At 64.6% G+C, this 25,213-nt stretch carries 23 protein-coding genes; 12 read left to right on the top strand and 11 right to left on the bottom strand.

Annotated features, from left to right (window positions below; all coding sequences use genetic code 11):
* Positions 1-18: 18 nt before the first annotated feature.
* The 6 genes from IVB26_RS01385 to IVB26_RS01410 all read left to right on the top strand — a co-directional run bounded on the left by IVB26_RS01385 (position 19) and on the right by IVB26_RS01410 (position 6,181).
* Complete coding sequence (locus tag IVB26_RS01385; protein ID WP_246922826.1) at positions 19-513, top strand: Fur family transcriptional regulator; 495 nt, start codon at positions 19-21, stop codon at positions 511-513.
* 36 nt (positions 514-549) lie between these two features.
* Positions 550-1,503 (top strand): DMT family transporter, encoded by a 954-nt coding sequence (locus tag IVB26_RS01390; protein ID WP_247970279.1) that lies wholly within the window; start codon positions 550-552, stop codon positions 1,501-1,503.
* 12 nt (positions 1,504-1,515) lie between these two features.
* Complete coding sequence (ispG, locus tag IVB26_RS01395) at positions 1,516-2,799, top strand: flavodoxin-dependent (E)-4-hydroxy-3-methylbut-2-enyl-diphosphate synthase (RefSeq protein WP_247970280.1); 1,284 nt, start codon at positions 1,516-1,518, stop codon at positions 2,797-2,799.
* Between the two features lie 152 nt (positions 2,800-2,951).
* Complete coding sequence (locus IVB26_RS01400) at positions 2,952-3,848, top strand: TauD/TfdA dioxygenase family protein (RefSeq protein ID WP_247970281.1); 897 nt, start codon at positions 2,952-2,954, stop codon at positions 3,846-3,848.
* Between the two features lie 179 nt (positions 3,849-4,027).
* Positions 4,028-5,365 (top strand): Rieske 2Fe-2S domain-containing protein, encoded by a 1,338-nt coding sequence (locus tag IVB26_RS01405; protein ID WP_247970282.1) that lies wholly within the window; start codon positions 4,028-4,030, stop codon positions 5,363-5,365.
* Positions 5,366-5,368: 3 nt separating this feature from the next.
* Complete coding sequence (locus tag IVB26_RS01410) at positions 5,369-6,181, top strand: N-acetylmuramoyl-L-alanine amidase (RefSeq protein WP_247970283.1); 813 nt, start codon at positions 5,369-5,371, stop codon at positions 6,179-6,181.
* A gap of 97 nt (positions 6,182-6,278) precedes the next feature.
* Here the strand turns inward: IVB26_RS01410 and IVB26_RS01415 are convergent, their stop codons facing one another.
* The 3 genes from IVB26_RS01415 to IVB26_RS01425 all read right to left on the bottom strand — a co-directional run bounded on the left by IVB26_RS01415 (position 6,279) and on the right by IVB26_RS01425 (position 9,359).
* Positions 6,279-7,886 (bottom strand): Na+/H+ antiporter, encoded by a 1,608-nt coding sequence (locus tag IVB26_RS01415; RefSeq protein WP_247970284.1) that lies wholly within the window; start codon positions 7,884-7,886, stop codon positions 6,279-6,281.
* A gap of 48 nt (positions 7,887-7,934) precedes the next feature.
* The gene (gene bla / locus IVB26_RS01420) at positions 7,935-8,792 is read right to left on the bottom strand and encodes a class A beta-lactamase (protein WP_247970285.1); all 858 of its coding nucleotides are present in this window, start codon (positions 8,790-8,792) and stop codon (positions 7,935-7,937) included.
* A 192-nt stretch (positions 8,793-8,984) separates the two neighbouring features.
* Positions 8,985-9,359 (bottom strand): nuclear transport factor 2 family protein, encoded by a 375-nt coding sequence (locus IVB26_RS01425; protein ID WP_007598116.1) that lies wholly within the window; start codon positions 9,357-9,359, stop codon positions 8,985-8,987.
* Between the two features lie 94 nt (positions 9,360-9,453).
* Between IVB26_RS01425 and IVB26_RS01430 the strand changes: the two genes are divergently transcribed.
* Together IVB26_RS01430 and IVB26_RS01435 are read left to right on the top strand one after the other, a co-directional pair.
* Positions 9,454-9,882: a GFA family protein gene (locus IVB26_RS01430; RefSeq protein WP_247970286.1), complete on the top strand. Its 429-nt coding sequence runs from the start codon at positions 9,454-9,456 to the stop codon at positions 9,880-9,882.
* 179 nt (positions 9,883-10,061) lie between these two features.
* Entirely contained in the window at positions 10,062-11,888 is a 1,827-nt protein-coding gene (locus tag IVB26_RS01435) for a caspase family protein (protein ID WP_247970287.1), read from the top strand.
* Positions 11,889-11,923: 35 nt separating this feature from the next.
* Here the strand turns inward: IVB26_RS01435 and IVB26_RS01440 are convergent, their stop codons facing one another.
* Together IVB26_RS01440 and IVB26_RS01445 are read right to left on the bottom strand one after the other, a co-directional pair.
* Positions 11,924-12,616, bottom strand: a complete 693-nt coding sequence (locus IVB26_RS01440; protein ID WP_247970288.1) for a DUF1345 domain-containing protein — start codon at positions 12,614-12,616, stop codon at positions 11,924-11,926.
* A gap of 9 nt (positions 12,617-12,625) precedes the next feature.
* A complete protein-coding gene (locus IVB26_RS01445; RefSeq protein ID WP_247970289.1) occupies positions 12,626-13,549 on the bottom strand; it encodes a polyprenyl synthetase family protein in 924 nt (307 codons plus the stop codon).
* Positions 13,550-13,710: 161 nt separating this feature from the next.
* On the opposite strand from IVB26_RS01445, the gene mtgA reads away from it, so the two are divergent.
* From mtgA to IVB26_RS01460, 3 genes are all read left to right on the top strand, one after another.
* Positions 13,711-14,385 carry a monofunctional biosynthetic peptidoglycan transglycosylase gene (gene mtgA, locus IVB26_RS01450; RefSeq protein ID WP_247970290.1) on the top strand — a complete coding sequence of 225 codons (675 nt, stop codon included), beginning with the start codon at positions 13,711-13,713 and terminating at the stop codon, positions 14,383-14,385.
* Between the two features lie 163 nt (positions 14,386-14,548).
* Positions 14,549-14,731, top strand: coding sequence for a 50S ribosomal protein L32 (gene rpmF / locus IVB26_RS01455; protein ID WP_007598106.1), 183 nt, complete (start codon positions 14,549-14,551; stop codon positions 14,729-14,731).
* A 163-nt stretch (positions 14,732-14,894) separates the two neighbouring features.
* Positions 14,895-15,548: a hypothetical protein gene (locus tag IVB26_RS01460; protein WP_247970291.1), complete on the top strand. Its 654-nt coding sequence runs from the start codon at positions 14,895-14,897 to the stop codon at positions 15,546-15,548.
* On the opposite strand, the gene IVB26_RS01465 is transcribed toward IVB26_RS01460, so the two are convergent.
* Positions 15,549-15,809 carry a hypothetical protein gene (locus IVB26_RS01465; protein WP_247973387.1) on the bottom strand — a complete coding sequence of 87 codons (261 nt, stop codon included), beginning with the start codon at positions 15,807-15,809 and terminating at the stop codon, positions 15,549-15,551. It abuts the gene before it with no gap.
* A gap of 221 nt (positions 15,810-16,030) precedes the next feature.
* On the opposite strand from IVB26_RS01465, the gene IVB26_RS01470 reads away from it, so the two are divergent.
* Entirely contained in the window at positions 16,031-17,722 is a 1,692-nt protein-coding gene (locus tag IVB26_RS01470; RefSeq protein ID WP_247970292.1) for a bifunctional diguanylate cyclase/phosphodiesterase, read from the top strand.
* Positions 17,723-17,827: 105 nt separating this feature from the next.
* Here the strand turns inward: IVB26_RS01470 and IVB26_RS01475 are convergent, their stop codons facing one another.
* From IVB26_RS01475 to IVB26_RS01495, 5 genes are all read right to left on the bottom strand, one after another.
* The gene (locus tag IVB26_RS01475) at positions 17,828-19,336 is read right to left on the bottom strand and encodes a tripartite tricarboxylate transporter permease (RefSeq protein ID WP_247970293.1); all 1,509 of its coding nucleotides are present in this window, start codon (positions 19,334-19,336) and stop codon (positions 17,828-17,830) included.
* A gap of 4 nt (positions 19,337-19,340) precedes the next feature.
* Positions 19,341-19,826 carry a tripartite tricarboxylate transporter TctB family protein gene (locus IVB26_RS01480; RefSeq protein ID WP_247970294.1) on the bottom strand — a complete coding sequence of 162 codons (486 nt, stop codon included), beginning with the start codon at positions 19,824-19,826 and terminating at the stop codon, positions 19,341-19,343.
* A 155-nt stretch (positions 19,827-19,981) separates the two neighbouring features.
* Positions 19,982-20,959, bottom strand: a complete 978-nt coding sequence (locus IVB26_RS01485) for a tripartite tricarboxylate transporter substrate binding protein (protein WP_247970295.1) — start codon at positions 20,957-20,959, stop codon at positions 19,982-19,984.
* 203 nt (positions 20,960-21,162) lie between these two features.
* The gene (locus IVB26_RS01490; protein ID WP_247970296.1) at positions 21,163-24,030 is read right to left on the bottom strand and encodes a PAS-domain containing protein; all 2,868 of its coding nucleotides are present in this window, start codon (positions 24,028-24,030) and stop codon (positions 21,163-21,165) included.
* Positions 24,031-24,275: 245 nt separating this feature from the next.
* The gene (locus IVB26_RS01495; RefSeq protein ID WP_247970297.1) at positions 24,276-25,151 is read right to left on the bottom strand and encodes an acyl-CoA acyltransferase; all 876 of its coding nucleotides are present in this window, start codon (positions 25,149-25,151) and stop codon (positions 24,276-24,278) included.
* Positions 25,152-25,213 lie beyond the last annotated feature (62 nt).

The following is a 25,213-nucleotide window of genomic DNA, read 5'->3' on the forward strand; positions in this document are numbered from 1 at the left end:
TGCTAGAAGGTCGGCTGCATGACCCCTGCTAAATCTGCCTTTCCCGCGCCCGATCACGATCACGGCCGCTGCACCGCGGATGCGCTGGCGCACGCCGAGGAGGTCTGCGAGCAGCGCGCGCAGAAATTCACGCCGATACGCCGCCAGGTGCTGGGCGCGCTGCTGTCCAGCCACCGCCCGCTCGGCGCCTATGAGGTGATCGACGAGCTTGCCAAATCCATGTCGCGGCCGGCGCCGATCACGGTCTATCGCGCTCTCGATTTCCTGATGGCCAACGGCCTCGTGCATCGCATCGAAAGCCGCAACGCCTACCTCGCCTGTGCCGCCCACGACCACGACGCGACCTCGGCGGTGGCGTTCCTGATCTGCGAGCGCTGCGGCCTGGTCGGCGAGATCCCGTCCGCATCCTTCGCCGGGAATCTCAATGCCGCGGCACGCAGCTCAGGCTTTGCTCCCAAATTGTCCGTGGTGGAGATCACGGGCGTCTGCACCCATTGTCAGAAAGCTGCATAAAGCAACAACGGCGCAAAGCCGGTTTTTCGGGAAGACATGTCCTCACCACAAGCCAACCTATCCGTCGCGCGTCCCCTCAGTGCCGGCGCCATTGCCCTGATGCTCATGCTGTGCCTGACCTGGGGCTTCAACCAGATCGCGGTGAAGCTGGTGCTGCCGGACATTCCGCCGATGCTCCAGGCCACGATCCGCTCGATGGGTGCGCTGCCGGTGCTGTTCATCATCGGCACGCTTCGCGGCGTCAAATTCTTCGAGAATGACGGCACGTGGAAGCCGGGCCTGGTCGCCGGGCTGATGTTCGGTATCGAATTCGTGCTGATCTTTCAGGGGCTGCGCCTCACCTCCGCCTCTCGCGCGGTGGTGTTCCTCTACACCGCGCCGTTCTTCGTCGCGCTCGGCTCCTATCAGGTGCTCGGCGAGCGGCTTGGCGCCTCGCAATGGCTGGGCCTCGCCATCAGCTTTGCCGGTGTCGCCCTCGCGATCGGCGTGCCGCAGCCCAATGTCGATTCGCATGTCCTGCTCGGCGACCTCATGATCGTCGGCGGCGCCGCGTTGTGGGCGGCGACGACGCTGGTTGCCAAGGGCACGAGGCTGCGGTTCGCCGCGCCCGAGAAGGCGCTGGGCTATCAGGTCGCCATTTCGATCCCGATCCTGGGGCTGGCGGCCTGGCTGTTCGGCGAGACCATCACGCACACGCCGGCGCCGCTGTCGCTCGGCCTGATGGCCTTCCAGGCGATCTGGGTGGTTGGAACCACGTTCACGCTTTGGTTCGCACTGGTGAAGGCTTATTCGGCCAGCAAATTGTCAGCTTTTACCTTCATCACCCCTTTGTTTGGCGTGGTGGGTAGCTATTTCATCATGCACGACACTTTGAGCCTGGCGTTCGGGGCCGCGGCTGTCCTTGTAATTGCTGGGCTTTTTCTGGTTAACCGTCCCAGCTCAACGGCTGCGGCGCCGCGCGATGCATTGCTGAACGTCACCAAAACCTGATATTTGGACCCCATGAACAAGCCCGAAACCACCATCGATTCCGACATCGCGGGGCCCGCGCCACGCCATCACACCACCCAGGTCAAGGTCGGCGACGTCGCCGTCGGCGGCGGTGCGCCGATCGTCGTGCAGTCGATGACCAACACCGACACCGCCGACATCGACGGTACCATTGCCCAGGTTGCAGCGCTCGCGCGCGCCGGCTCCGAAATGGTCCGCATCACTGTGGACCGCGAGGAGGCCGCTGCCGCCGTCCCGCACATTCGCGATGGTCTCGCCAAGCGCGGTATCACCACGCCGCTGATCGGCGACTTTCACTATATCGGCCACAAGCTGCTCGCGGCCTATCCGGCCTGCGCCGAGGCGCTCGCCAAGTACCGCATCAATCCCGGCAATGTCGGCTTCAAGGACAAGCGCGACACCCAGTTCGCCGACATCATCGAGATCGCCAACAAGAACAACAAGCCGGTCCGTATCGGCGCCAATTGGGGCTCGCTCGACCAGGAGCTGCTGACCAAGCTGATGGACGAGAATGCCGCGTCCGCCAATCCGCGCGACGTGCGCGCGGTGACGCGCGAGGCCATGGTACAGTCCGCGCTGCTTTCGGCCGCGCGCGCCGAAGAGCTCGGCATGCCCAAGGACCGCATCATCCTCTCCGCAAAGGTCTCGGCGGTGCAGGATCTCATCGCGGTCTACCAGGATCTCGCCAGCCGTTCCGATTATGCGATCCATCTCGGCCTGACCGAAGCCGGCATGGGTTCGAAGGGCATCGTGGCGTCGTCGGCCGCGCTCAGCATCCTGCTTCAGCAGGGCATCGGCGATACCATCCGCATCTCGCTGACGCCGGAGCCCGGCGGCGACCGTACCCGTGAGGTGCAGGTCGGCCAGGAGCTGCTGCAGACCATGGGCTTCCGCACCTTCGTGCCGCTGGTGGCCGCGTGCCCCGGCTGCGGCCGTACCACCTCGACCACGTTCCAGGAGCTGGCCCGCTCGATCCAGGACTTCATCCGCGACGAGATGCCGGCCTGGAAGACGAAATATCCTGGGGTCGAAGAGCTCAACGTCGCGGTGATGGGCTGCATCGTCAACGGCCCTGGCGAATCCAAGCACGCCAATATCGGCATCTCGCTGCCCGGAACCGGCGAAGCGCCGGCGGCACCGGTGTTCGTCGACGGCAAGAAGTTCCGCACGCTGCGCGGACCCACGATCTCCGCCGACTTCAAGGCGCTGGTGATTGACTACATCGACCAGCGCTACGGTCAGGGCGCCAAGGTGCCGGTGACGGCAGCGGAGTAAGCTGCGGTCATCACATCGCTGAATTCGTAGGGCGGATTAGCGCAAGCGTAATCCGCCTTATTTTTTGCGGACGCGAAGTGGCGGGTTACGCTTCGCTAACCCGCCCTACATTGCTACGATGTCTCCAATCAACAATGATCGGGAGACCCGCCATGAGCTCACTCGCCGGCAAGCAGGGCCCGCGCTATCGCCACACGGCCGGGGACGGCGCGCCTTACGAGACCATCGCGGTCGAAAAGCTCACGCCGATCATCGGTGCGGAAATTTCGGGCCTCGACATCGGGACGCTCGTCGAGGGCGACGCCCGCTCCAACCGGCAGATGGACGAGATCCACCGCGCGCTCGCCGAAAACCTCGTCATCTTCTTCCGCGACCAGACCATCACGCCAAAACAGCATCTCGCCTTCGGCCGCAAGTTCGGCGAGCTGCATTTCCATCCCGCCGCGCCGCATGAGGATGAAGACCCGGCCTTGATGAAGATCTACGCCGACAAGAACTCGCCGCGCGCCAACGGCGAGGGCTGGCACTCGGACGTGTCCTGCGATCTCGAGCCGCCGATGGGCTCGATCCTCTACATCAAGCAGTGCCCGCCGCGCGGCGGCGACACGCTGTTCGCCAACATGTACGCGGCTTACGAAGCGCTGTCGGACCGCATGAAGGCCTATCTCGACGGCCTCACCGCGCTGCACGACGGCGAGCCGATCTATCGTGGCCTTTATGCGAACTACGGCGTCGCGGACAGGCCGAGCTATCCCCACGCAGAGCACCCGGTGGTGCGCACGCACCCGGTGACGGGCAAGAAGGCGCTCTACGTCAACCGCGGCTTCACCCGCCACATCAACGGCATTCCGCGCGACGAGAGCGATGCGATGCTGGCCTATCTCTACCAGCACGCCGAAAATCCGCTGTTCCAGTGCCGCTTCCGCTGGACCGAGAATGCCATCGCCTTCTGGGACAACCGCTGCACCCAGCACCGCGCGATGTGGGACTACTGGCCGCACACGCGCTCGGGCACGCGCGTGACGGTCAAGGGGGAGCGGCCGGTTTAGGCGAGGTGCCGTAGGGTGGGCAAAGCGCAGCGTGCCCACGCGTCTGTCGCCATATCGCAAGGATCGTGGGCACGGCGCTTCGCGCCTTTGCCCACCCTACGGCAGGATCTGTGCAGCTCCCGCGTTGACGTTCCAGCGATCCCGCGCCAATCTTCCCGAAAACATCGCGAGGATCAGCCATGCTCCGCGCCGAGGACAACAGATTCCTGACCGAGGCCGGCCCTGGAACGGGCATGGGTGAATTGTTGCGCCGGTTCTGGATTCCCGTGGCTCTCTGCGAAGAGCTCCCCGAGCCCGACGGTGAGCCGAAGAAGATCATTGTGCTCGGCGAGGAGCTGCTCGCCTTCCGCGACTCCCGCGGCGTCGTCGGAATCATCGACCAATATTGCCCGCATCGCGGGGCCAATCTCTGGCTTGGGCGCGTTGAGGAATGCGGCATCCGCTGCGTCTATCACGGCTGGAAATTCGGCACCGATGGCCGCTGCCTGGACATGCCGACCTCCTATCCCGATCTCAACGCCAAGGACCTGATCCGCATCAAATCCTATCCGGTGCGCGAATGGGGCGAGATGATCTGGGCCTATATGGGTCCCGCCGACGCCATGCCTGAGCTGCCCGACCTCGAAATGGCACTGCTGCCGGCCTCGCATCGCTACGTCAGCAAGAAATGGCAGGACTGCAACTGGGTGCAGGCGTTGGAAGGTTCGATCGACACCGCGCATTTCACCTTTGCCCATCTCTCCTTCGACAAGGAGGAGAGCGAGATCCTGGACATCAAGAAGCACTTTGTGAATCCGATCGCGCGGATGTCGAGCGATCACATGCGCTGGATCGCGGAGGATCCGCGCCCGGTGATCAAGATCAGTCCGCACGAGGCCGGGCTGACCATTGCCGGCGGCCGGCTTACGGGCGGCGACAACATCTACTGGCGCATCGCGCAGTTCCTGATGCCGTTCCACGCTTACGCGCCGAGCGCGATGCCGGGCGAAAACATCTTCGGGCAGACCTTCGTGCCGGTGACCGACACCAATTGCTGGATCTATACCTATGCCTGGAATCCGGAGCGGCCGCTGACGCAAGGAGAGCGCGACGCCTATGACCGCGGCAACGGCGTAATTGCGGAGGTCGACGACAATTACGTGCCGTTGCGTCACAAGGGCAACGACTATCTGATCGACCGCAAGCTCCAGAAGACCAGGAGCTACACCGGCATCAAGGGCGTCTCCGAGCAGGACGCCGCCGTGCAGGACAGCCAGGGCCCGATCGCCGATCGCACCCGCGAGCATCTCGGGCCGACCGATCTCGGCATCATGCATTTCCGGAAAGTCGTGATGGAGCTGGCGCGGGCGCTCCAGCAGGGAGAACCGCCGCCGCAGGCCGCGCATCAGGACCGCTATGCGGTGCGCTCCGGTGCCTGCGTCACCAGCAAGTCCAAGGACCTGCCCGCCGTGATGCTGGAACGCTTCGGCGATGTCGCGGGCTTCGTCGGCCGTCCCAGGATAGCGGCAGCGGAGTAGCGCTTGGGGCAACCGCGGAGCATCATCGTCGGGCTGGTTGCGTCGGTCCTGCTATCGTCGCTTGCGGCTGTTGGCAGCAGCGAGGCCGTGAGCGCGCGAAAGATCGCAAGACCCAAGGCCAAGCCGCAGGTGTCGGCCGGATGTGAGATGCCCAAATTCCGGATCGTCGTGGACGTCGGGCACACCCCGGACTCCTACGGCGCGTTGAGCGCGCGCAATGATCCGGAGTTCGGCTTCAACTTCCGTCTCGCAAGACTCATCGCGGCGAAGCTTAAGTCCGAAGGCTTTGCCGCAACCCGGCTGCTCGTCACGGATGGCAAGGCGCGGCCGAGCCTGTTCAAGCGGGTCAGTGCCGCGAGTAACGGCCGCGCCGATCTCTTCCTGTCGATTCACCACGATTCGGTGCCGGACAAACTGCTCGAGACCTGGGAGTTCGACGGTGCGAAGAGCTATTTCAGCGATCGCTTTTCCGGCCACTCGCTGTTCGTGTCGCAGCACAATCCGCACTTCGCCACCAGCCTGATGCTGGCCCGGATGATCGGTCGGCAGCTGAAAGAGCAGGGCCTGCACTATGCCAGCCAATACACCTTGCCGGTGATGGGCCGTTACCGGCGCCAGCTGCTCGACAAGGATTTCGGCGTGTACCGCTATGACGGACTCGTCGTTCTCTCGCGGACGAGCAGTGCCGCAGTGCTGCTCGAAGCCGGTTCCATCATCAACCGCGACGAAGAAATGGCGATGAACTCGCCGGAGCGGCATGAGACGATTGCGGAGGCTGTGGCGGCGGCAATCGGGGAGTTTTGCGCAAGGCGGTAGTCGGTTGGCACCGTCATTGCGAGCGCAGCGAAGCAATCCAGGATCTTTCCGTAGCGGCAGTCTGGATTGCTTCGCTGCGCTCGCAATGACGAGGAGGCTAGAGCGGCGTCCGCCGATACTCCCGGTTCGCCAAACTCGCCTCCTCCAGATCCAGATCGCGCTCGATCCGCCGCCGCGTCTCGTCGGTGATCTGGCCATCGCGCAGGAGATCGTGGATGAACTTTCGTTCGGCGGCGATCAGGTTGCGGGTCAGCACGGTGCCGGCGGCGGAGACGTCGTGGCGGGTGGGATCGAGCGAACCCGGAAGCTGGTTGACGCGGATCTCGTGACGCGCACGCAGAAGCCGCATCACCTCTTCGGAGACTTCCTGTTTCGCGGTCATTGCGTCGAGCGACCTTAGCGCGGCGTCCAGGGCCTGGCGGCGCGCAGCGATCTCGGCTTCGTGCTCGGCGGCATGCTCGTTACGGCCGGCATCGGCGACGCCGAGCCACCGCACCACCGGCGGCAGCGTCAGGCCGACGCCGATCAGCGTGACGAAGATGACGCCGAAGGCGACGAACAGGATCAGGTCACGATATGGGAACGCCTCGCCATCAGGTAGCGTGAACGGCAGCGCCAGCGCCGCTGCGAGCGACACCGCGCCGCGCACGCCGGTGAAGGCGAGCACGAACGGCCATTGCCAGGGTGGCGACGGATCGCGCTCGCGCAACGATTTGCTGAGCAGCCGCGGCAGGTAGGTTGCGGGATAGAGCCAGGCGAAGCGCGCGATCACGACGATCATCAGGACCACGGCGGTCGCGATCAGGATGTCGTCGAGCGGGAACGCCTTCGACTTCTCGTAGAGCGCGCGCATCTGGAAGCCGGTGAGCAGGAACAGCACGCCCTCGATCAGGTAGATCACGAGGTCCCAGAAGAAGATGCCCTGCAGGCGCGTCGCCGACGAGATCAGCAGCGGGCCGTTCCAGCTCACATAGAGGCCGCAGGCGACGGTGGCGATCACGCCGGAGCCGCCGACATGCTCGGGCAGCCAGTAGGACACGTACGGCGTGATCAGCGACAGCGTCAGCTCGACCTGCGGATCCCCGGACCATTTGCGGAAGCGCAGGGAGAGCCAACCGACCCCAATGCCGAAGGCGATCTCGCTGGCCACGATGAGCAGGAACTCGCCGGCCGCGAGCGGTAGCGAGAAATGCCCGACCATGATCGCCGCCAGCGCGAAGCGGTAGAGGGTCAGCGCGGTGGCGTCGTTGGCGAGCCCTTCGCCCTCGAGAATGACCACGAGCCGCCGCGGCAAGTTGAGCCGGCGCGCGATCGCGAGCGGTGCCACCACGTCGGGGGGCGCGACGATGGCGCCGAGCAGAAAGCCGACGGCCCAGGGCAGGCCGATCAAGTAATGCGTGGCGGCCGCCACCATCGCCGCGGTGAAGATCACTGCGCCGACCGCAAGCAGCACGATGGGACGCAAGTTGTTCCTGAACTCGCGCCAGCTCATGGCGACGCTCGCCGAGTAGATCAGCGGTGGCAGCACCAACAGCAGCACCAGCTCCGGCGGCAGTTCCACCGACGGCATGCCCGGCACGAAGGCGAGGCCGACGCCGGCCAGCATCAGCAGGATGGCGGGGGCAACGTTGAAGCGGCGTGCGGCCAGCGCCACGCCCGCCAATACGGCCAGCAGGATAAGAAAGGTCTGAAACTTCGCTTCCATGATGGTCTGTCTTGAACCGGAAGCGACTGTTGCGTCAATGCGCGCGGCTTACGCCAGCCGTTCGGCCACCATCCGCCCGATTCGCGCGAAGGTGGCTTCGATCTGCGCTGCCGTCGGCGTGCCGCCTTGGACATAGGCCGCGATAAGGATCGGCGTGTCGGACTTCGGCCAGGTCACCGCGATGTCGCCCGCTGCGTCCTTGCCATTGGAGCCGGTCTTGTCGCCGATCTTCCAACTTGCGGGCAGGCCGCCGCGCAGCCGGTTGGCGCCGGTCTTGCAATTCACCATCCATTCGGTGAGCTGCGCGCGAGAGACCGGAGACAGCGCTTCGCCCGCCACCAGACGGCGCAAGTTCCCGGCCATCGCCGCGGGCGTCGTGGTGTCCCGGGGATCTCCGGGCGGGGAGCGGTTGAGTTCGGGCTCATTGTGGTCGAGCCGTGAGGTGGTGTCGCCGAGCGATCGCCAGAACGCGGTGAGCGCGGCGGGACCGCCGATCCGCGCCAGCAGCAGATTGGCGCAGGTGTTGTCGCTGAGCTCGACGATCGCCTTGCACATCTCGGTGACCGACATCGCGCCAGCCGCGAGATTCTGCTTGGCGACCGGCGCATACTCCAGCAGGTCGGCCTTGCCGTATGGGATCACGGATGCGAGCTGCTCCTCGCCGCGATCGACCCGCGCCAGCACGCAAGCCGCGAGCGAGGCTTTGAATGTCGAACACATGACGAAGCGCTCGGTGGCGCGCCAAGTGAGCTTGGCGCCGGTGACCAGATTTTCCGCATAGACCCCGATCCGCCCGGCGCTCTCGCGTTCATAGGCTTCGAATTCTGGCGGCGCCTCTGCCGCAAGCGCGGGAGAAGCAGCCATCCAGCCGAGTGAGGCAAGCAGGGAGCGGCGATCGAGGAGCATGGGGACTTTTCAGATGAGTGGAGGTGAGGTTGAAATGAACGCGCTATCAGCCCCGTCATTGCGAGCGCAGCGAAGCAATCCAGAATCTCTCCTCGGAGGGATTCTGGATTGCTTCGTCGCAAGAGCTCCTCGCAATGACGGAGACTGGGGAGCGAGTGCGACCGATTTCGGGCAGCGGAGCGCTTTGCCTCGTCACTCCCTCAGATCATACCGATACGATTTCGACACGATCTGCCAGCCGTCGGCGAGCTTCATCGCGACCAGATAATCGGTGAAGAAACGCGGTGGCAGCTGGCACCTGACCTTGATGAAGGCGGTCTTGTCGTCCGAGCGGTCGATGGTGACGATGAAATCCTCGCGCGGCTTGCCTTCCGCCTTGCCGGATGGGCGCTTGCGCACGCGGTCGAGCCAGTCCGGCACGGTCAGCACCTGCAATTCGCCCTTCTCGACCCAGCGCAAATCCGCGGAGGGATGGAAGATAGCGCCGAGCTTTTCAGCGTCGCCCTCGTAGAGCCCGTCAAAATAGGATTGCACGACGGCTTCGACGCTCGAACGGTTCTGGCTCATGGGTCATCCCTTTGAATGATGGCTTGGGGCGAACTTAGTCGTACACATCGAAATGCGCTATGGTGTCTCTCGGCAATTGCGCAGGGACGCTGGAATGACCGGATCAGAAATTTCGAACGCTCGTATCCTGGTGGGCGAATGCTATTGCCGCACCGTCCGCTTTGAGGTGGCCGACGCGTTCTCCTATGCGATGAACTGCCATTGCTCGAACTGCCGGCGCACCACCGGCTCCGCCTTCAAGCCGTTCGCCGGCATCGCGCAGGACAAGCTCCGCATTGTCCAAGGTGGGGACCAGCGGATGATTTTCGGCGACGACACCACCCATGACGCCCATTGTGGGCGATGCGGCTCGCTGCTTTATTCCCGGGTGCGTGAGGGAGAATGGGTCCATGTCGCCATGGGAACCCTGGTTGACGCTCCCTCGATCCGGCCAAGCGCCCACATTTTCGTGGCATCGAAGGCGCCCTGGCACGAAATTACGGACAATCTGCCGCAATATCGGGGGCATATCGGTGATGCCTAGGGGAACTCGGTCGACACCAGCTTGGGGCGAACCGCAGCCGCGCTGGTGCGACAAACAAAGGGGGACTTTCCGACAGTCGCCAGCGCGGCCTTCGTGACCTCCATCACAAGCGCCGGCGCCAGATCCTGCTAAAGCGGTCCCAAGGGGCCCGAAACGGCCCGAACTTCGGAAGTCGTGTCATGCGCAATCTGCTCAGACTATGCCCGCTTCTCCTCGCCGCAGCACTGCTGTTCGGCACTGATCCCGCGCTCGCCGGCAGCCGCGTCGCGCTGGTGCTTGCCAACTCGGCCTACCAGCACGCGCCGGCGCTCGCCAACCCCGTCAATGACGGTGCGGTGATGGCGAAGACGCTTAAGGAGGCCGGTTTCGATGTTGTCGATTACCGGCGCGACCTATCGGCCCTGGATACACGGCGCGTGCTGCGCGACTTTGCCGACGCGACCCGCAGTGCCGATATCGCGGTGGTCTACTATGCCGGTCACGGCATCGAGGTCGAGGGCTCGAATTATCTGATCCCTGTCGACGCCAAGCTCGAGCGCGATACCGACGTTTATGACGAGGCCCTTTCGCTCGACCGCGTCCTGGTCGCCGTCGAGCCGGCAAAGCAGCTGCGTCTGGTGATCCTGGACGCCTGCCGCGACAATCCGTTCGGCAAGAAGATGAAGCGCACGGTGGCTTCGCGCGGCATCGGCCGTGGCCTCGCCCAGGTCGAGCCGACCAGCCCCAACACGCTGATCGCCTATTCGGCCAAGGCCGGCTTCACGGCCCAGGACGGCGACGGCGCCAACAGCCCCTTTACCGTCGCGCTGTCGAAGCATCTGACGACGCCGGGCCTCGACGTCCGCCGCGCCTTCGGCTTCGTGCGCGACGATGTGCTCAAGTCGACCGGCAACAAGCAGGAGCCGTTCGTTTACGGCTCGCTCGGCGGCGAAGACATGCCGTTGGTGCCGGTCAAGTTGGCGGTTGCAGCACCCGTGGCGCCCGGGGCGAACCCGCAGGCCGATATCCGCCGCGACTACGAACTCGCGCTCCAGGTTGGCAACAAGGCGGCGTGGGACGCCTTCCTCGCCCAGCATCCTGATGGCTTCTATGCGAGCCTTGCCAAGCTCCAGGTCGAGAAGATCGGTGCCGAGCAGGCCCACGCAGCGGCGACCGCGAAGGCGAAGCAGGCCGAGGCCGAGCGTGATCGTCTCGCCGCGCTCGGCGCGCAGAAGGATGCGCAGGCCAAAGCCGCAGCCGATGCGAAAGCCGCCGAGCAGGCGCAGCTTGCCGCGCAGAAGGCCAAGGAGCAGGCGCAGCAGCAGGCAGCCGTGGCCGAGCAGCAGCGCGTCAATCTCGCCGCTGCGGCCCCGAGCGCGGCGCCGGCCAGCACGGCGAGCCCCGCCGGCACCAGCGTTGCGTCGCTGACGCCTGCGACCGCGCCGGCCGATCTCAGCCGCTCGGTGCAGACCGAGCTTGGCCGCGTCGGCTGCTTCTCAGGCGCCGCCGACGGCAACTGGAATACGTCCTCGCAGCGCTCGCTGTCGCAGTTCAACCGCTATGCCGGCACCAAGCTCGACGTGAAGATGGCAAGCACGGATGCGCTGGATGCGGTCAAGGCCAAGCCGTCGCGCGTCTGCCCGCTGGCTTGCGAGCACGGTTTCAAGGTCGACGGCGACAAGTGCAGCAAGATCGTCTGCCGGGAGGGGTATGCCGTCAACGACGATAATGAGTGCGAAAAGCAGCGTGCGGCCAAGCCGGCCAAACCCGCGACGGCCAAGCGCGACGACGGTGACGAGCGTCCCGCGCGGCAGCGTCGTCAGGCCGGCGGCGCGGCTGCTGGCGCGGCGGGTGGTTATGGTGCCGCGGCCGGCATTGCCGCTGCCGCTGGGTCCAGCCGTCCCTCGGCCGGCGGGCAGATGTTCTGCAACAACACTGGCTGCCGTCCTGTCAGCCGCGGCTGCCATCTCGAATATCGCGGCGGTGGCGGCCCCGGCAACGACGCCAACGCCGAGGTTTGTCGCTGACAATTGAAGTCGTCCCGGCGAACGCCGGGACGATGTCAGTTTGAGATCGCGCTTGCCGCGATGTTCACCGTCAGCGCCAGCAACGCCGTATTGTAGATGAATGAGACGATGCCGTGCGCCGTTGCGGTGCGGCGGATCGTCCTGTCGGTGATGCCGACGTCGGAGACCTGCGCGGTCATACCGATCACGAACGAGAAATAGACGAAGTCCCAATAGTCGGCCTGGTCTTCATTGTCGCGGCTCGGAAACTGAAGGCCGCCCGGTGCGGCATGCCGATAATAATCATGGGCGTAGTGCAGCGCGAATGTCGTGTGTACGGCGGCCCATGATAGCGCGATGGTGCTGATCGCGACGGTCAGCTCCAGCACGCCCCGATGTGGTGTGCCGAGCTCGGAGACGATTGCGGCGATGCTGGCGAACGCCCCGGTCGCCGTCACCAGCAGGATCACGAAGCGACCATCGTCCTGCATCGCGGCTGCGCGCCGGATGTGGTGATGGTCGTTGCAAAGCATCATTGCGTAGACCAGCACGAGATAGACCGTGATCAGCGCGTCCCAGCCGAACAACAGCCGGGTCACCAGCCGGTGGGAGCCCGGCAGCAGCAGGCAGACCAGGACGCCAGCCGCGAGCGCGATGAACGTTCGCGGCCGGGCATAAAGCAGCCGCATCGGCCGCGACATCTGCCGAAAGCGGACGAGGGCGGGGTCCTCTTTGCCGCCGGCCGCCATCGATGCGCGTCAGCTCTTCCGTTCGGCGACAAACCGCGCCGCTGCCTGCAGCACGGCGGCGCGATCGCCGAAGATCGACACCGCGCTGTCGGCCCGCGCGAGCAGGTCGCGTACGCGCTGCTTGGCGCCTTCGATGCCGAGCTGGGTGACGAAGGTAGTCTTGCCGAGCGCGGCATCGGCGCCGGCCGGCTTGCCGAGTGCCGCGGCATCGCCCTCGACGTCGAGCAGATCGTCCGCGATCTGGAAGGCTTCGCCGAGCGCGCGCCCGTAATCGTCGAGCGCCTGATATTCCTTTTGTGAGGCCTGGCCGAGGATCGCGCCGGCAATGCAGCCGTAGCGAAGCAGGGCGCCAGTCTTCATCTGCTGAATACGGGCGACGTCGATCGGCTCGTTGCCGCCGAAGCGGCCTTCGCCGGCAAGGTCTAGAATCTGGCCGCCAACCATGCCGCCGATGCCGGCGCAGCGCGCCAGCGCCCGCGTCAGCAGCAGGCGCACATTGGCGTCGCGGTGGATCTCGTCGCGGGTGATGATGTCGAAAGCGAGCGTCAACAGGCCGTCGCCGGCGAGGATCGCGGTCGCGTCATCGGTCTTCTTGTGCAGGGTGGGGCGGCCGCGGCGCAGGTCCGAATTGTCCATCGCCGGCAGATCGTCATGGATCAGCGAATAGCAGTGAATGCATTCGAGCGCCGCACCGGCGAGCAACGCCGCCTCGCGCGGTACGTCGAACACGGCGGCGCTCTCGACCACCAGGAACGGCCGCAGGCGTTTGCCGCCGTTCAGGCTCGAATAGCGCATTGCGTCCATCAGTCGCTTGGGCCGGGCGATCTCATCGTGCAGGATGTCGTCCGACAACAGGCGCCCGAGCAGGGCCTCGGTGTCATCAGCGGTCTTGTCCAGACGCTTGGCGAAATCGGACGGGGACGTGCCGGTCATCAAGAAGGGCTCCAGAACTAAAATTCGGCGGGACAATCCTTTATGAGACCGCCCCAGTCAATCGTTTGGAAGGCCTAAAAAGTGCTGGAAAACGCCCGAATTATCACAGACTTAATGGAAAGGTCCGCGGCTGCGTTTCATTTTGCGCCGGAAAGGTTGATTTGCGCATCGTCAAAATCCTTCTCCTGGTGCTCGTGGTCGCAGCTCTCGCGCCCTATGTGATCGCGCCGTTCTACCGCACCGGTCATCCCGTTTCGACGCTGATGGCGTGGCGCTCGCTTCGCGGCGCGCCGATGCAGCGGGAATGGATCGATCTGGCGGCGATGTCGCCCTCACTGCCGCGCTCGGTGGTGGCGGCCGAGGACGCGCATTTCTGCAAGCATCATGGAATCGATTGGGGCGCGCTGCGCGAGGCGATCGACGACGCGCAGGAGGACGGCACGGCGTTTCGGGGCGCTTCCACCATCACCCAGCAAGTCGCCAAAAACCTGTTCCTCTGGCAGGGCCGGGATTTCGTCCGCAAGGCGCTGGAATTTCCGCTGGCGCTCTGGATCGATTTGGTCCTGCCCAAGCCGCGGATCCTGGAGATTTACCTCAACATCGCCGAGCTCGGTCCACAGGGACAATTTGGCGTCGAGGCGGCCAGCGCTTATGCCTTCGGCAAGTCGGCTGCCAGCCTTTCCCCCCGGGAAGCCGCGCTTCTGGCCTCAATCCTGCCGAATCCGGTCAAACGCAGCGCCCGGACCCCCGGCCCGGGCGTCCGGCGGCTGGCCGGGACCTATGTGGCACGGGCGCAGGCGGGCTCGCTTGCGGCCTGCTGGCGGGAAAATCGCTGATTTCGGGCCCAATCCGGGCGTATTTTCCGGCCCAAGAGCCTAGCTTTACGGCCAGCCTTCCTCTATAAGCCCGGCCTTGATCGGCATTTCGCTCGCCCCGTTTGGGTGCTGAGCCGTCCTGCGGACGATGCCCTGATGACACCAATCCCTAGAGGATATTGAAATGGCCGTTCCGAGAAGAAAAACCTCGCCGTCGCGCCGTGGCATGCGCCGCTCGGCAGACGCCATCAAGAAGCCGACCTATGTGGAAGACAAGGACTCCGGCGAGCTCCGTCGTCCGCACCATCTCGACCTCAAGACCGGCATGTACAAGGGCCGGCAGGTTCTGAAGAAGAAAGAGTCCTGAGTTAAGGACCTTTTCTTTGGGCAGGATGATTTTTCTTTGGGCAGGATGATTTTGCCTGCCTGATTTCGGCCCATCCATGAGATAGACGGTGACGGCGGCGGAGCAAATGCTTCGCCGCTGCATTGTTCTGTCCGGACATCTTGATCGAGAAGGCGTTTTGCCGATGGTCGGTTTCCCGCTGCTCCTGATTCCGCTCGCGGTGTACAACATCATCGCCTTCCTGATGCCGACCGTTTCCTTTACGGACGTGCTGTTCAAGGTTCCGATGGTGTCCGGCGAGGTCTGGCCGGTCACGCTCGCCGATCTCCTGCTCGCGCTCGGCGTGGTGCTGCTGCTGCTCGAAGTGGTCAAGGGCGCGCGGCCCGGATCCAAATTTCTGATGGATCATCTGCTGTCGCTGATCGTGCTCGGCGCCGCCGCTGCCGAATTCGTGATGTGGCCCAAATTCGGCAACTCCACCTATTTCCTGTTGGTGCTGCTCGCGATGGCCGATTTCTTCGCCGGCATCGCCCAGCGCACGCGCCGCCGCGTCACCTATGTCGCCGAGACGACGGTGGCGGCGCCGCGCAAGGCCAAGCGCCAGGCCGAAGCGTCGGGCGAGGATGTGGCGTCCGAGCGCAAGTTCGAGCCGGTGATTGCGCCGCAGCCGGCGCCAGTGGAGCCTCCCGCACCTTCGGCACAATCTGTCGCCGAATCTGTGCTGATGGATCATCCTGCGCCAAAGCCCGTGCAGGGTGCGCCCTCGCCGGAAATTCCCTCGCCACATCTTCAGCCGGGCAATGGCACGCCGTCCTCGCCGGACACGCCGCCGCGCTGATCAGGCCACCTGCCGTGTGCGTGCGCTGACGCTTTGCAGCGGGTGCTTGCTGCCATAGGCCATCTGGGCGTCTTCGGAAGAGGCGCGGCGCAACCGGCTCGCCTGGGGCAGGTGCTCGGCATTGGCGATGAGCTGGGCGACGAAGCTCGGATCGGGGCGCGGCATCGGCGCCTTGTGAACCCACTGCAACGTCGGCATCAACGGCACCAGGGCCGTGCCGGCCTGCCGCTTTGCCTCTTCCATTCCATCCGCAGTCGCCATCGCAACACCGTTCATCAGGTTGAACTGGCGCGTTTTGGGACATTGGCGCCGGTGCATATGATGGTCTCGCAAGGCCTATGCCGCCCGAGCCTAATCGGTTCCTCGGTAGTTTGGGAACGTGGTTTCCAAATTGTTTATCAACTTTGCCTAGGGTCGGGAGCGAATCTGGCTCTATCCTGTGCCGGCTCAGGACTTCCCCGCTGTCCCGAAACGAGGCGATTTTGACCCCTGCATTGCCGCAAGCCTCCGACATTCTGGCCGCCCTCGGCCAGGCCGTGTTCGCCTGGGACATCGGCAGTGATGCGATGGTCTGGGGTGATCAGGTCGCCAGCGTCTTCCCCGGCATCCCCGCCGAGCGACTGGCGACCGGCGCCGAATTTGCCAAGCTGATCGAACCCGCGCCATCGGTGCGGACCGCCGGGCTGGCGCAAACTTATGCCGTGCATGGTGCGGACGGCACGCCATACCGGGTCGAGTATGGCGTCCGCATGAGCGCCGCCGATCCCGTGATCTGGATCGAGGAGACCGGCCGCTGGTTCGCCGGCCCCGACGGCCGCCCCACGCGTGCGATCGGCTCCGTCCGCATCAACAATGAACGCCACGCCCGCGACGAGGAGTTGACCAAGCTGGCCCGGCTCGATCCGCTGACCGGCGAGCTCAACCGTTCGTACCTGATCGCGGCGCTGGCCGAGGCGATCGAGGAGACGACCCGCTTCCGCTCGACCGCGGCCTTCATGCTGGTTGGCATCGACCATCTCGCCCGCGTCAACGATGCCTTTGGCTTCGACGTTGCCGACGCCGTGATCCTCGACATCGCCAAGCGTATCCGCTCGCGCCTGCGCGGCGGCGACGTGCTCGGGCGCTTTTCCGGCAACAAGTTCGGCCTGATCCTGAAGAACTGCACCGTCGACGACATGAACGTCGCCGCCGAGCGCTTCCTCGCCGGCATCCGCGACGAGGTGGTGCCGACCAAGTCCGGTCCGGTCTCGGTCACCGCCTCGATCGGCGCGGTCAGCGTACCGCGCTATGCCCGCAACACCGATGAGGCCGTCAATCGTGCCCATGAGACGCTGGATGCCGCCAAGCGCCGCCGCGTCGGCTCGTTCGCGGCATGGCGTCCGGATGCCACGCGCGACGCGCAGCGCCGCGTCAACATCCGCGTCACCGACGAAATCGTCACCGCGCTGAACGAGCGCCGCATCAAGCTCGCCTACGAGCCGGTGGTGTCGGCCGCCTCGCGCGAGCGAGCGTTCCACGAATGCCTGGTGCGGATGGACCAGGGCGACGGCCAGGTGCTGCTCGCACCCGACATCGTGCCGGTCGCCGAACGGCTCGGCCTGATACGCCTGGTCGATCATCGCGTGCTCGAACTCGTGGTCGCCGAGCTCGCGGCGGCACCCGACATCTGCCTCAGTCTCAATATCTCGCCTGATACCACCATGGATCCGGACTGGTGGGCGGGAATCGAATCGCTGATGCAGGCGCATCCCGGCGTCGCCGAGCGGCTGATCGTCGAGATCACCGAAACGGTCGCAATCCAGGACATCGATGACGTCCGAGCTTTCGTTGGCCGTCTCAAGCATTTCGGCAGCCGCATCGCCATCGACGATTTCGGCGCCGGCTACACCTCGTTCCGAAACCTGCGCAAGCTCGGTGTGGACATCGTGAAGATCGACGGTGCCTTCGTGCAGAACATCACCCATTCCGCCGACGATCGCGCCTTCGTGCAGACCTTGATCGACCTCGCCCGCCGCCTCGACATCAAGACCGTCGCCGAATGGGTGCAGGACGAGGAAGCCGCAAACATGCTGCGCGACTGGGGCTGCGACTACATCCAGGGCCGGCTTATCGGGCTCGCGTCAGCCGAGCGGCCATGGGGCGTGGCGACGGATGCGCTGCCTGCGGCATGCTGAGGCATCGTAGGGTGGGTTAGCCCGTAGGCGTAACCCACCACTTTACTGTTCGCGTCGAGAGAGAAGAGGTGGATTACGCCTCCGGCTAATCCACCCTACCAAACCTCAAGCCCCTTCATCCAGCGCCACCAGCTCGCGCTTCTTGCGTAGCGCAGGCAATAGCGGCGCGATCAGCAGCACCATTGCGAATGCGAGGCACACCGCCGATATCGGACGTTGCACGAAGGTCCAGAGATCGCCCTGCGACAGGATCAGCGACTTGCGCAGATTGTTCTCCATCATCGGTCCCAGCACGAAGGCCAGCACCAGCGGCGCCGGCTCATAGCCGAGCTTGCGCATGAAATAGCCGATGATTCCGAACGCGATCATCACGTAGACGTCGAACACGTTGTTGCTGGAGCAGTAGACGCCCAGGATCGTGAACAGGATGATCAGGGGGAACAGGATGTTGTAGGGCAGCTTGAGCAGCTGCACCCACATGCCGATCATCGGCAGGTTCAGGACCAGCAGCATGACGTTGCCGATATACATGCTGGCGACGATGCCCCAGAACAGGCCGGGGTTCTGCGTGATCAGCAGCGGTCCCGGCTGCAGGCCGTGAATGACGAATGCACCGAGCAGCAGCGCCATCACCACGTTCGGTGGGATGCCGAGCGTCATCAGCGGAATGAAGGCGCCTCCCGCCGCGGCGTTGTTCGCCGATTCCGGCCCCGCGACGCCTTCGATCGCGCCGTGGCCGAAACGCCCCGGCGTCTTCGACAGCCGCTTCTCCAGTGCGTAGGAGGCGAATGACGCCACCACCGCGCCGCCGCCCGGGAGGATCCCGAGGAAGAAGCCGAGGATGGTGCCGCGGCCGACCGGCCCTGCGCTCGCCTTCCAGTCCTCCTTGGTGGGCAGGAGATGGGTGATCTTGGTGCTGATGATGTCGCGCTTGATCGCCTGCTCGGTGTTGAGCAGCACCTCGGCAACGCCGAACAGGCCCATCACGACGGGCACGAGCCCGATGCCGTCGATCAGCTCCATGCGGCCAAAGGTCAGACGCGGCTGCGCCGTGATGCTATCGAGCCCGATCAGTCCGAGCACGACGCCGATGCACGCCATCAGCAGCGCCTTCGGCATCGATCCCTGGGTTAGGAAGGTGAGCACCACGAGGCCGAGCACCATCAGGCTGAAATATTCGGCCGGGCCGAACGCGATGGCGACGCTGGCAAGCTTCGGCGCGACCAGCATCAAGGCGATCAGTGCAAACGTGCCGGCGATGAAGGAGCCGAAGGCGGAGATGCCGAGCGCAGGGCCCGCGCGGCCCTGCTTCGCCATCTGGTGGCCGTCGATGCAGGTGACGACGGAGGCCGCCTCGCCGGGGATGTTGACCAGGATCGAGGTGGTCGAGCCGCCATACATCGAGCCGTAATAGATGCCGGCCATCATGATGATGCCGGATTCCGGCGTCCCCGACAGCGTCACGGGCAGCAGCAGCGACATCGCCGAGATCGGTCCGATCCCCGGCAGCACGCCGACCAGCGTGCCGATGAAGACGCCGATGAAACAGTACAGCAGGTTGACCGGAAGCAGCGCGACGCCGAATCCATGCGCGACATTGACAAGCGTATCCATGCGATCAACCGATCCCGAACAGGCCCGAGGGCAACTGGATCAACAGCAGCCGCTTGAGCACCCACCACATGCCCATGGGCACCAGCACGGCGACCGGAATCGCCAGCGGCCAGCGGACGGGATCAATCAGCCGCAACAGCAGCAGCATCAACGGGATCGACGACAGCAGGAAACCGAGTGGCTCGAGTGCGATGGAGAATGCCACGAGACAGGCTATCAGCAGGAGCGGCTTGCTCCAGCGTACATTTTCCCAGCGCGAGGCCAGCGTGGGCCCGCCTTCGGTGATCGCCGAGACGATGATGGAGCCTGCGAACACGCACATCAGAATGCCCGTGTAGAACAGCACATAGCCGGAGCCGGGATCGTTGATGGTGCCGAGCTTGAGCTTCAGGCCGGACCAGATCACGAAGCCGCCGAGCGCAAGCCCGATCACTCCGCCCCAGAGTTCGGAATTGCTGAGACGGAGTTTGACGTTGGTTTGATCGTTCATATGAAGCACCTCTCGACCACCGTCACCCTGAGGTGGCCGCTTCTTGGCGGCCCTCGAAGGGCGGCGGTGCCCCGATCCATCCTTCGAGGCGAGCCGCAAGCGCGGCTCGCACCTCAGGCTGACGCCAACATGTTTGGCGATACGACTCTACTCTTTCACTTCTTCGCCAGCCCGAGGCTGTCGATCACCTTGCGTTCGGACTCCGTGACTTCGACGACGAACTTCTTGTAGTCCTCGGTGTTCTTGTAATTCGGCACCATGTCGTATTTGGCGAGCGTTGCCACGACGGCCGGGTCCTCGACCGCCTTCTTGAAGGCATCGTGCAGCTTGGCGACGATCTTCGGATCGAGGCCCTTCGGCCCGGCGATGCCGAACGGGGAGTCATAGACCATGGGATAACCGAGCTCTTTCAGCGTCGGCGCGTCGGGATAGTTCGGCGAGCGTGAGCCGGTCCACACCATCAACAGCCGCAGCTTGCCGGCATCGACCAGCGGTCGCCATCCCGTGGAGTCCGCCTGAAGCATCGTGTGTTGTCCCAGCACCGCAGCGTTTGTCTCCGCGCCGCCCTTGAAAGGGACTTGCGTCAGCTTGATGCCGGACATCCCGGCGATCTGCTCCATGCCGATATGCAGCGATGTGCCGGCGCCCGGCGTGGCGTAGGTCACCTTGCCCGGGTTCGCCTTCGCGAACTCCACCACGTCCTTCCAGCTCTTGAACTGCGACTCTGCGCTGGTGGTCACACCGAAGGTGTAGCCGGTGAGGTGGATGATGTAGGTAAAGTCCTTTGCAGGATCCCACGACACTTCCTGCATCAAGGGCAGACGGAAGACAGTGATCGGAATCTGTGAAATGGTGTAGCCGTCCGGCTTCGCCGCCGCTGCCATGGTCGCCGGTCCCACCGTGCCGCCGCCGCCGGCCTTGTTGTCGATCACGATCGGCTGCCCCAGCACCTTCGCGGCGCTGTCGGCGATGGCGCGCATCGAGATATCGGTCGACCCACCGGCCGGCCAGGGCACGATCAGCGTGATCGGCTTGGTGGGATAATCCTGCGCACTGGCGGCAGTCGGGAGCAATGCGCCCATGACAGTATGCATCGCGGCAAATGCGATCGTCTTCAGCCCGTATCGCGACATCGAAATTCCTCCCTCGCGGCAGCCTCCTCGGACCGCCGTTTTCGTTCTTGTGAGGTGATTGTTCCCGAAATCACGGGAGAAGAAAAGCGCCATTGCGCGTCTGCAGGGCAGGGGCGAGATGCCAATCCGCCGGAAACGATGCGTGCGACAATTCGTCGTTTGAAAGCGTGCCGAGATACGGAATTTAAGGGAGCCGAAGCGCGCTACGCCACGCGCCGGACCGTGTTCAGCGTCTCGATGGTGCGGCCGACCTCCGATGCGGGGCACGGCTTGCCGAAATAATAGCCTTGTACGGCGGTGCAGCCACATTCGCGGACGAAGTCGAGTTGCTCCTCGGTCTCCACACCCTCCGCCGTCGTCTCGACGCCGAGCACGGAACCGAGGCTTGCGATGGTGCGGACGATGGCCACGCTCTCCGGGCTTTCGCCAAGCGTGCCGACGAAGGAGCGGTCGATCTTGATGCGGTCGAATGGAAATTTGCGCAGATAGCTCAGCGAGGAATAGCCGACGCCGAAATCGTCGAGGCTGACGGGTACTCCCAGCGCTCGGAGCTGGTGCAGGATTTCGATCGTTGCCTCGCTGTCGTCGAGCAGCGCCGTCTCGGTGACCTCGAGCTCGAGCCGCTGCGGCGGCAGGCCAGCCTCCGCAAGGGCGCTCGTGACCATCGCCACCAGCCCGCGCGAGCGGAATTGCACCGGCGACAGGTTCACTGCGATGGCGACATTGGGCCAGGACGCGGCGGTCGCACAGGCGCTGCGCAGCACCCATTCGCCGATCGGAACGATCAGGCCGTTCTCTTCCGCGATGGGAATGAACTCAGCCGGCGAGACGAAGCCCCGGGAGGGATGTTTCCAGCGCAGCAGCGCCTCGAACCCGGTGAGCTCGGACGAATCGAGCCGCATCTGCGGCTGAAACACCAGATGGAATTCGCGCGCCTCCAGCGCGCCGCGCAGATCGTGCTCCAGCGCGTGCCGGCGGCGCGCCTCTTCCTCCATCTCGGGTTCGAACAGCTGATAGGCGCCGCGCCCCTTGGCCTTGGCCTGGTACAGCGCGAGGTCGGCGCATTTCATCAACTCGTCGGCATCGAGCCCGTGGTCGGGCGCGATCGCGATGCCGACGGAGACGCCGACATGGATCGACTGGCTCCCCAGCGGTGGCGAGTGGCCGATGATTTCGACCAGGCGCCGGGCCAGCTTCTCGGCCGATTGCGGCTGCGGTCCGCGCTGGAGCACGGCGAACTCGTCGCCGCCGAGGCGTGCGACGGTGTCGTGCTCGCCGACATTCTCCTTCAGACGCGCTGCGACCCAGCGCAGCAGCCGGTCGCCGGCGGCATGCCCGAGGCGGTCGTTGACGGTCTTGAAATTGTCGAGGTCGAAGCACAGCACGGCCATCGCGCCGCCGGCGATCGCGACCTGGTTCAGCCCCTCGCCCATCTTCTCGCGGAACAGCGTGCGGTTGGGCAGGTCGGTCAACGAATCGTGCCGCGCCATGTGCGCGACGCGGGCCTGGGCCTTGTGGCGCTCGGTGACGTCCTCGTAGGTGACGACCCAGCCGCCATGCTCCATCCGCTTGTGATTGAGCTTGATGATGCGGCCATCGCTCAAATGGCGGTGCAGCGTATGCTCGCCCTCGCGCAGCCGCTCGACGTAGTCAGCATAGAGTCGTGCGGCCGTGGTGTTCTGATGGATGCCGAGCTCGCAGCTGTGCTCCATGATCTCTCGCATCGAGATGCCGGGCTTCACGATATCAGGCGACAGGCCGTACATCTCGATGTAGCGGCGGTTGCAGACGATCACGCGCAGGCTCGAATCGAGCATGCACAGGCCCTGGCTCATGTTGTTCAGCGCCGCATCGAAGCGGCGATACTGCTCGCTCAGCTCCTCGATCGCGTGTTCCCGCTCGGTGATATCCTCATAGGTGGCGACGAAGCCGCCCTCGGCCAGTGCGCAATAGCGGACCGAGATCACGGTGCTGTTGGACATGCGCCGGCGCATCGGCGAGGAATCGCGGTTCGCAATTCTCTCGCTGGCGGCTTCCAGAAGCTGTTGGGGGCTGTATTCCGAAGCAAAAGCGCCGTTCGCCATCGACCGCTCGATCAGCTCGGAGAGATGTGTCCCGGGCCTGGTCTCTTGCGGCGATAGCCGGAAGATCTCGCGATAGGTAGTGTTGCAGACGCGCAGGCGCATATCGCTGTCGTAGAAGGCGAGCCCGTGCGCCATGTTCTCCAGCGCCGCATCGAGGATGAGGTTCTGCTGCCTCAGTGTCTCCTCGTATTGCAGCCGCTCTGTGACGTCCTCGTGCACGGTCACCCAGCCGCCATCGGGCAGGAAGCGGGAGACCGCCTGTACCATGCGCCCGTCATAACGCATCACCAGCAGGGATTTCGCCTTTCTGGCGCGCACGTCCTCCAACCTGGAGTTCTGGAATTCGTCGGCCGGCATGCCCGGCAAATTGCCGCGCGACATCCAATGGTCGATCACCGTGGAATGCGAGACCCCGGGCCGCACGATCTCGGGGTCGAGATTGTAGAGGTTCAGGAAACGTTCGTTGCAGACGACGACGCGGCTGTCGGCATCGTACATGATGAGGCCGTGCGACATGTTGGAGAGCGCGTGCTGGCTGCGCTCGGTCTGCACGCGCAATTCCGCCTCGAGCCGGGCGAGGCGGCTGACATCGTCGCAGATCGTCATCCAGCCGCCTCCGGGAAGCGGCTTCAGCTCGAGCGACATGACGAGGCCGGTCGCAAGCCGCTGCTCGGTCCGGAACGGCTTTCCCCCTGCGATCTGCGCGATCCGTGCCGAATACAGCGCGTCGAGCTCGCTTTCCGGAAAGTTGCCGCGCCCGGCACTGTGCGCGAGCACCTCGCGGTAACTCGTGCCCACTCGCACGATGTCGGCCGACATGTCGAACAGCGCCAGGTAACTCTGGTTGATCAGCACGATCCGGTTGTCGGCATCGTAGACGCAGACGCCCTGCTCCATGTGGTCGAGCGCAAGCTGGCTCAGCGCGACCAGGGCCTCCGGGCCCTGCTCGCGGCGTGCACCAAGCTCGTTGTCGCGGGTCGACGTCATGGGGTCGGCGGGATCTCGGCGGGCAATAGATTTAACGCAACCTAATTCAGCCACTGAGCGTAGCGAAGAGGCGGGAAAATTCCCTTAAGCGCGGTAGTTTACGGAGGGTGACTGGCGATGGAGAGCGAGCGCGCAAACGGCCGGCCGGCAAGGCCATAGCCCGTAGCCTGGATGAACGTAGCGATATCCGGGGCCGCCGTTCGAATGTCGCTGCGCTCATGCGTGCTACAGAGCCGAGCGTTGCGCTACGGCCCGTACAACACGAGTTCCGTATCCGTGAGATCGCCGAGCTGTGGCCGATGCGGGCCCTTGAAATACTTGCGACCGCGCCGCTCGGTATAAATACCGACGAGGCCGGGAATCGGGCCATTGGAATCGATCGCCACCGAGATCTTGCCGAGCCGGAGCAGCAGCCGGCCGATGCGGCCTGCGCAGGCGGCATATTCGGCAGCGCTGCGGCAATAGATCAGCTTCATTGCAGGGGGCGCGATGAAGCCGCGGCGGATGCGCACAGGTTGCAGGATGAAGGGGAATGTTCCCTTCGGCGTGCGGCAGACGAGGCTGAGGCAATTGTAGCGCGCATGCCGCGTGAGAAGCTCTGTCTCGGCGTCGGAAAGCCCTTCGATCGTCTTGGCGTGAGGCGAGATGACCTCGATCTCGCTCCAGCGCGGGACGCGCGCCAGTGCAGGGACCGAGAAGAAGATGCCGCGGCAATAGGCGCGAAAGCCCTGCGTCTCGATGATCGGCCAGGTCCACGGCGCCGGACTGATGTTGAAATAAGTCACATCCTTGTGCCGCTGCGCGATCTTGGTCAGCAGCGGGGCATAGTTGCGGTAGGCCGGGTCGACATACCAGCTCGACAAATTGCACTGGATGGTGGTCTCGTCGCCGTTCTTCCGCGCCGTGTAGATCAGCAGCAGCACGCCGACCGGCGTGCCGTCATTATCGAGCATGTAGCCGAAGCGCGGATAGCCCTCCGGTACGGAGCGGAAGGCCTGCCGGCGCAGACCCTGGATCCAATAGTTCCGCGAGCGGCCGACGAAGCCGCGCGTCAGCAGGTCCGCAACCGCTTCGGCGTCGGACTCGGTGATCTCGCGGCATCGCACCTTGGTGTGAATCACGCTCGTCTTACCCGTGGAAATGACAGGCCTCGTTTGGTCTGTTGTTTCAGCATGATCATTTC

The sequence above is a fragment of the Bradyrhizobium sp. 195 genome (genome assembly GCF_023101665.1).
Lineage (GTDB): Bacteria > Pseudomonadota > Alphaproteobacteria > Rhizobiales > Xanthobacteraceae > Bradyrhizobium.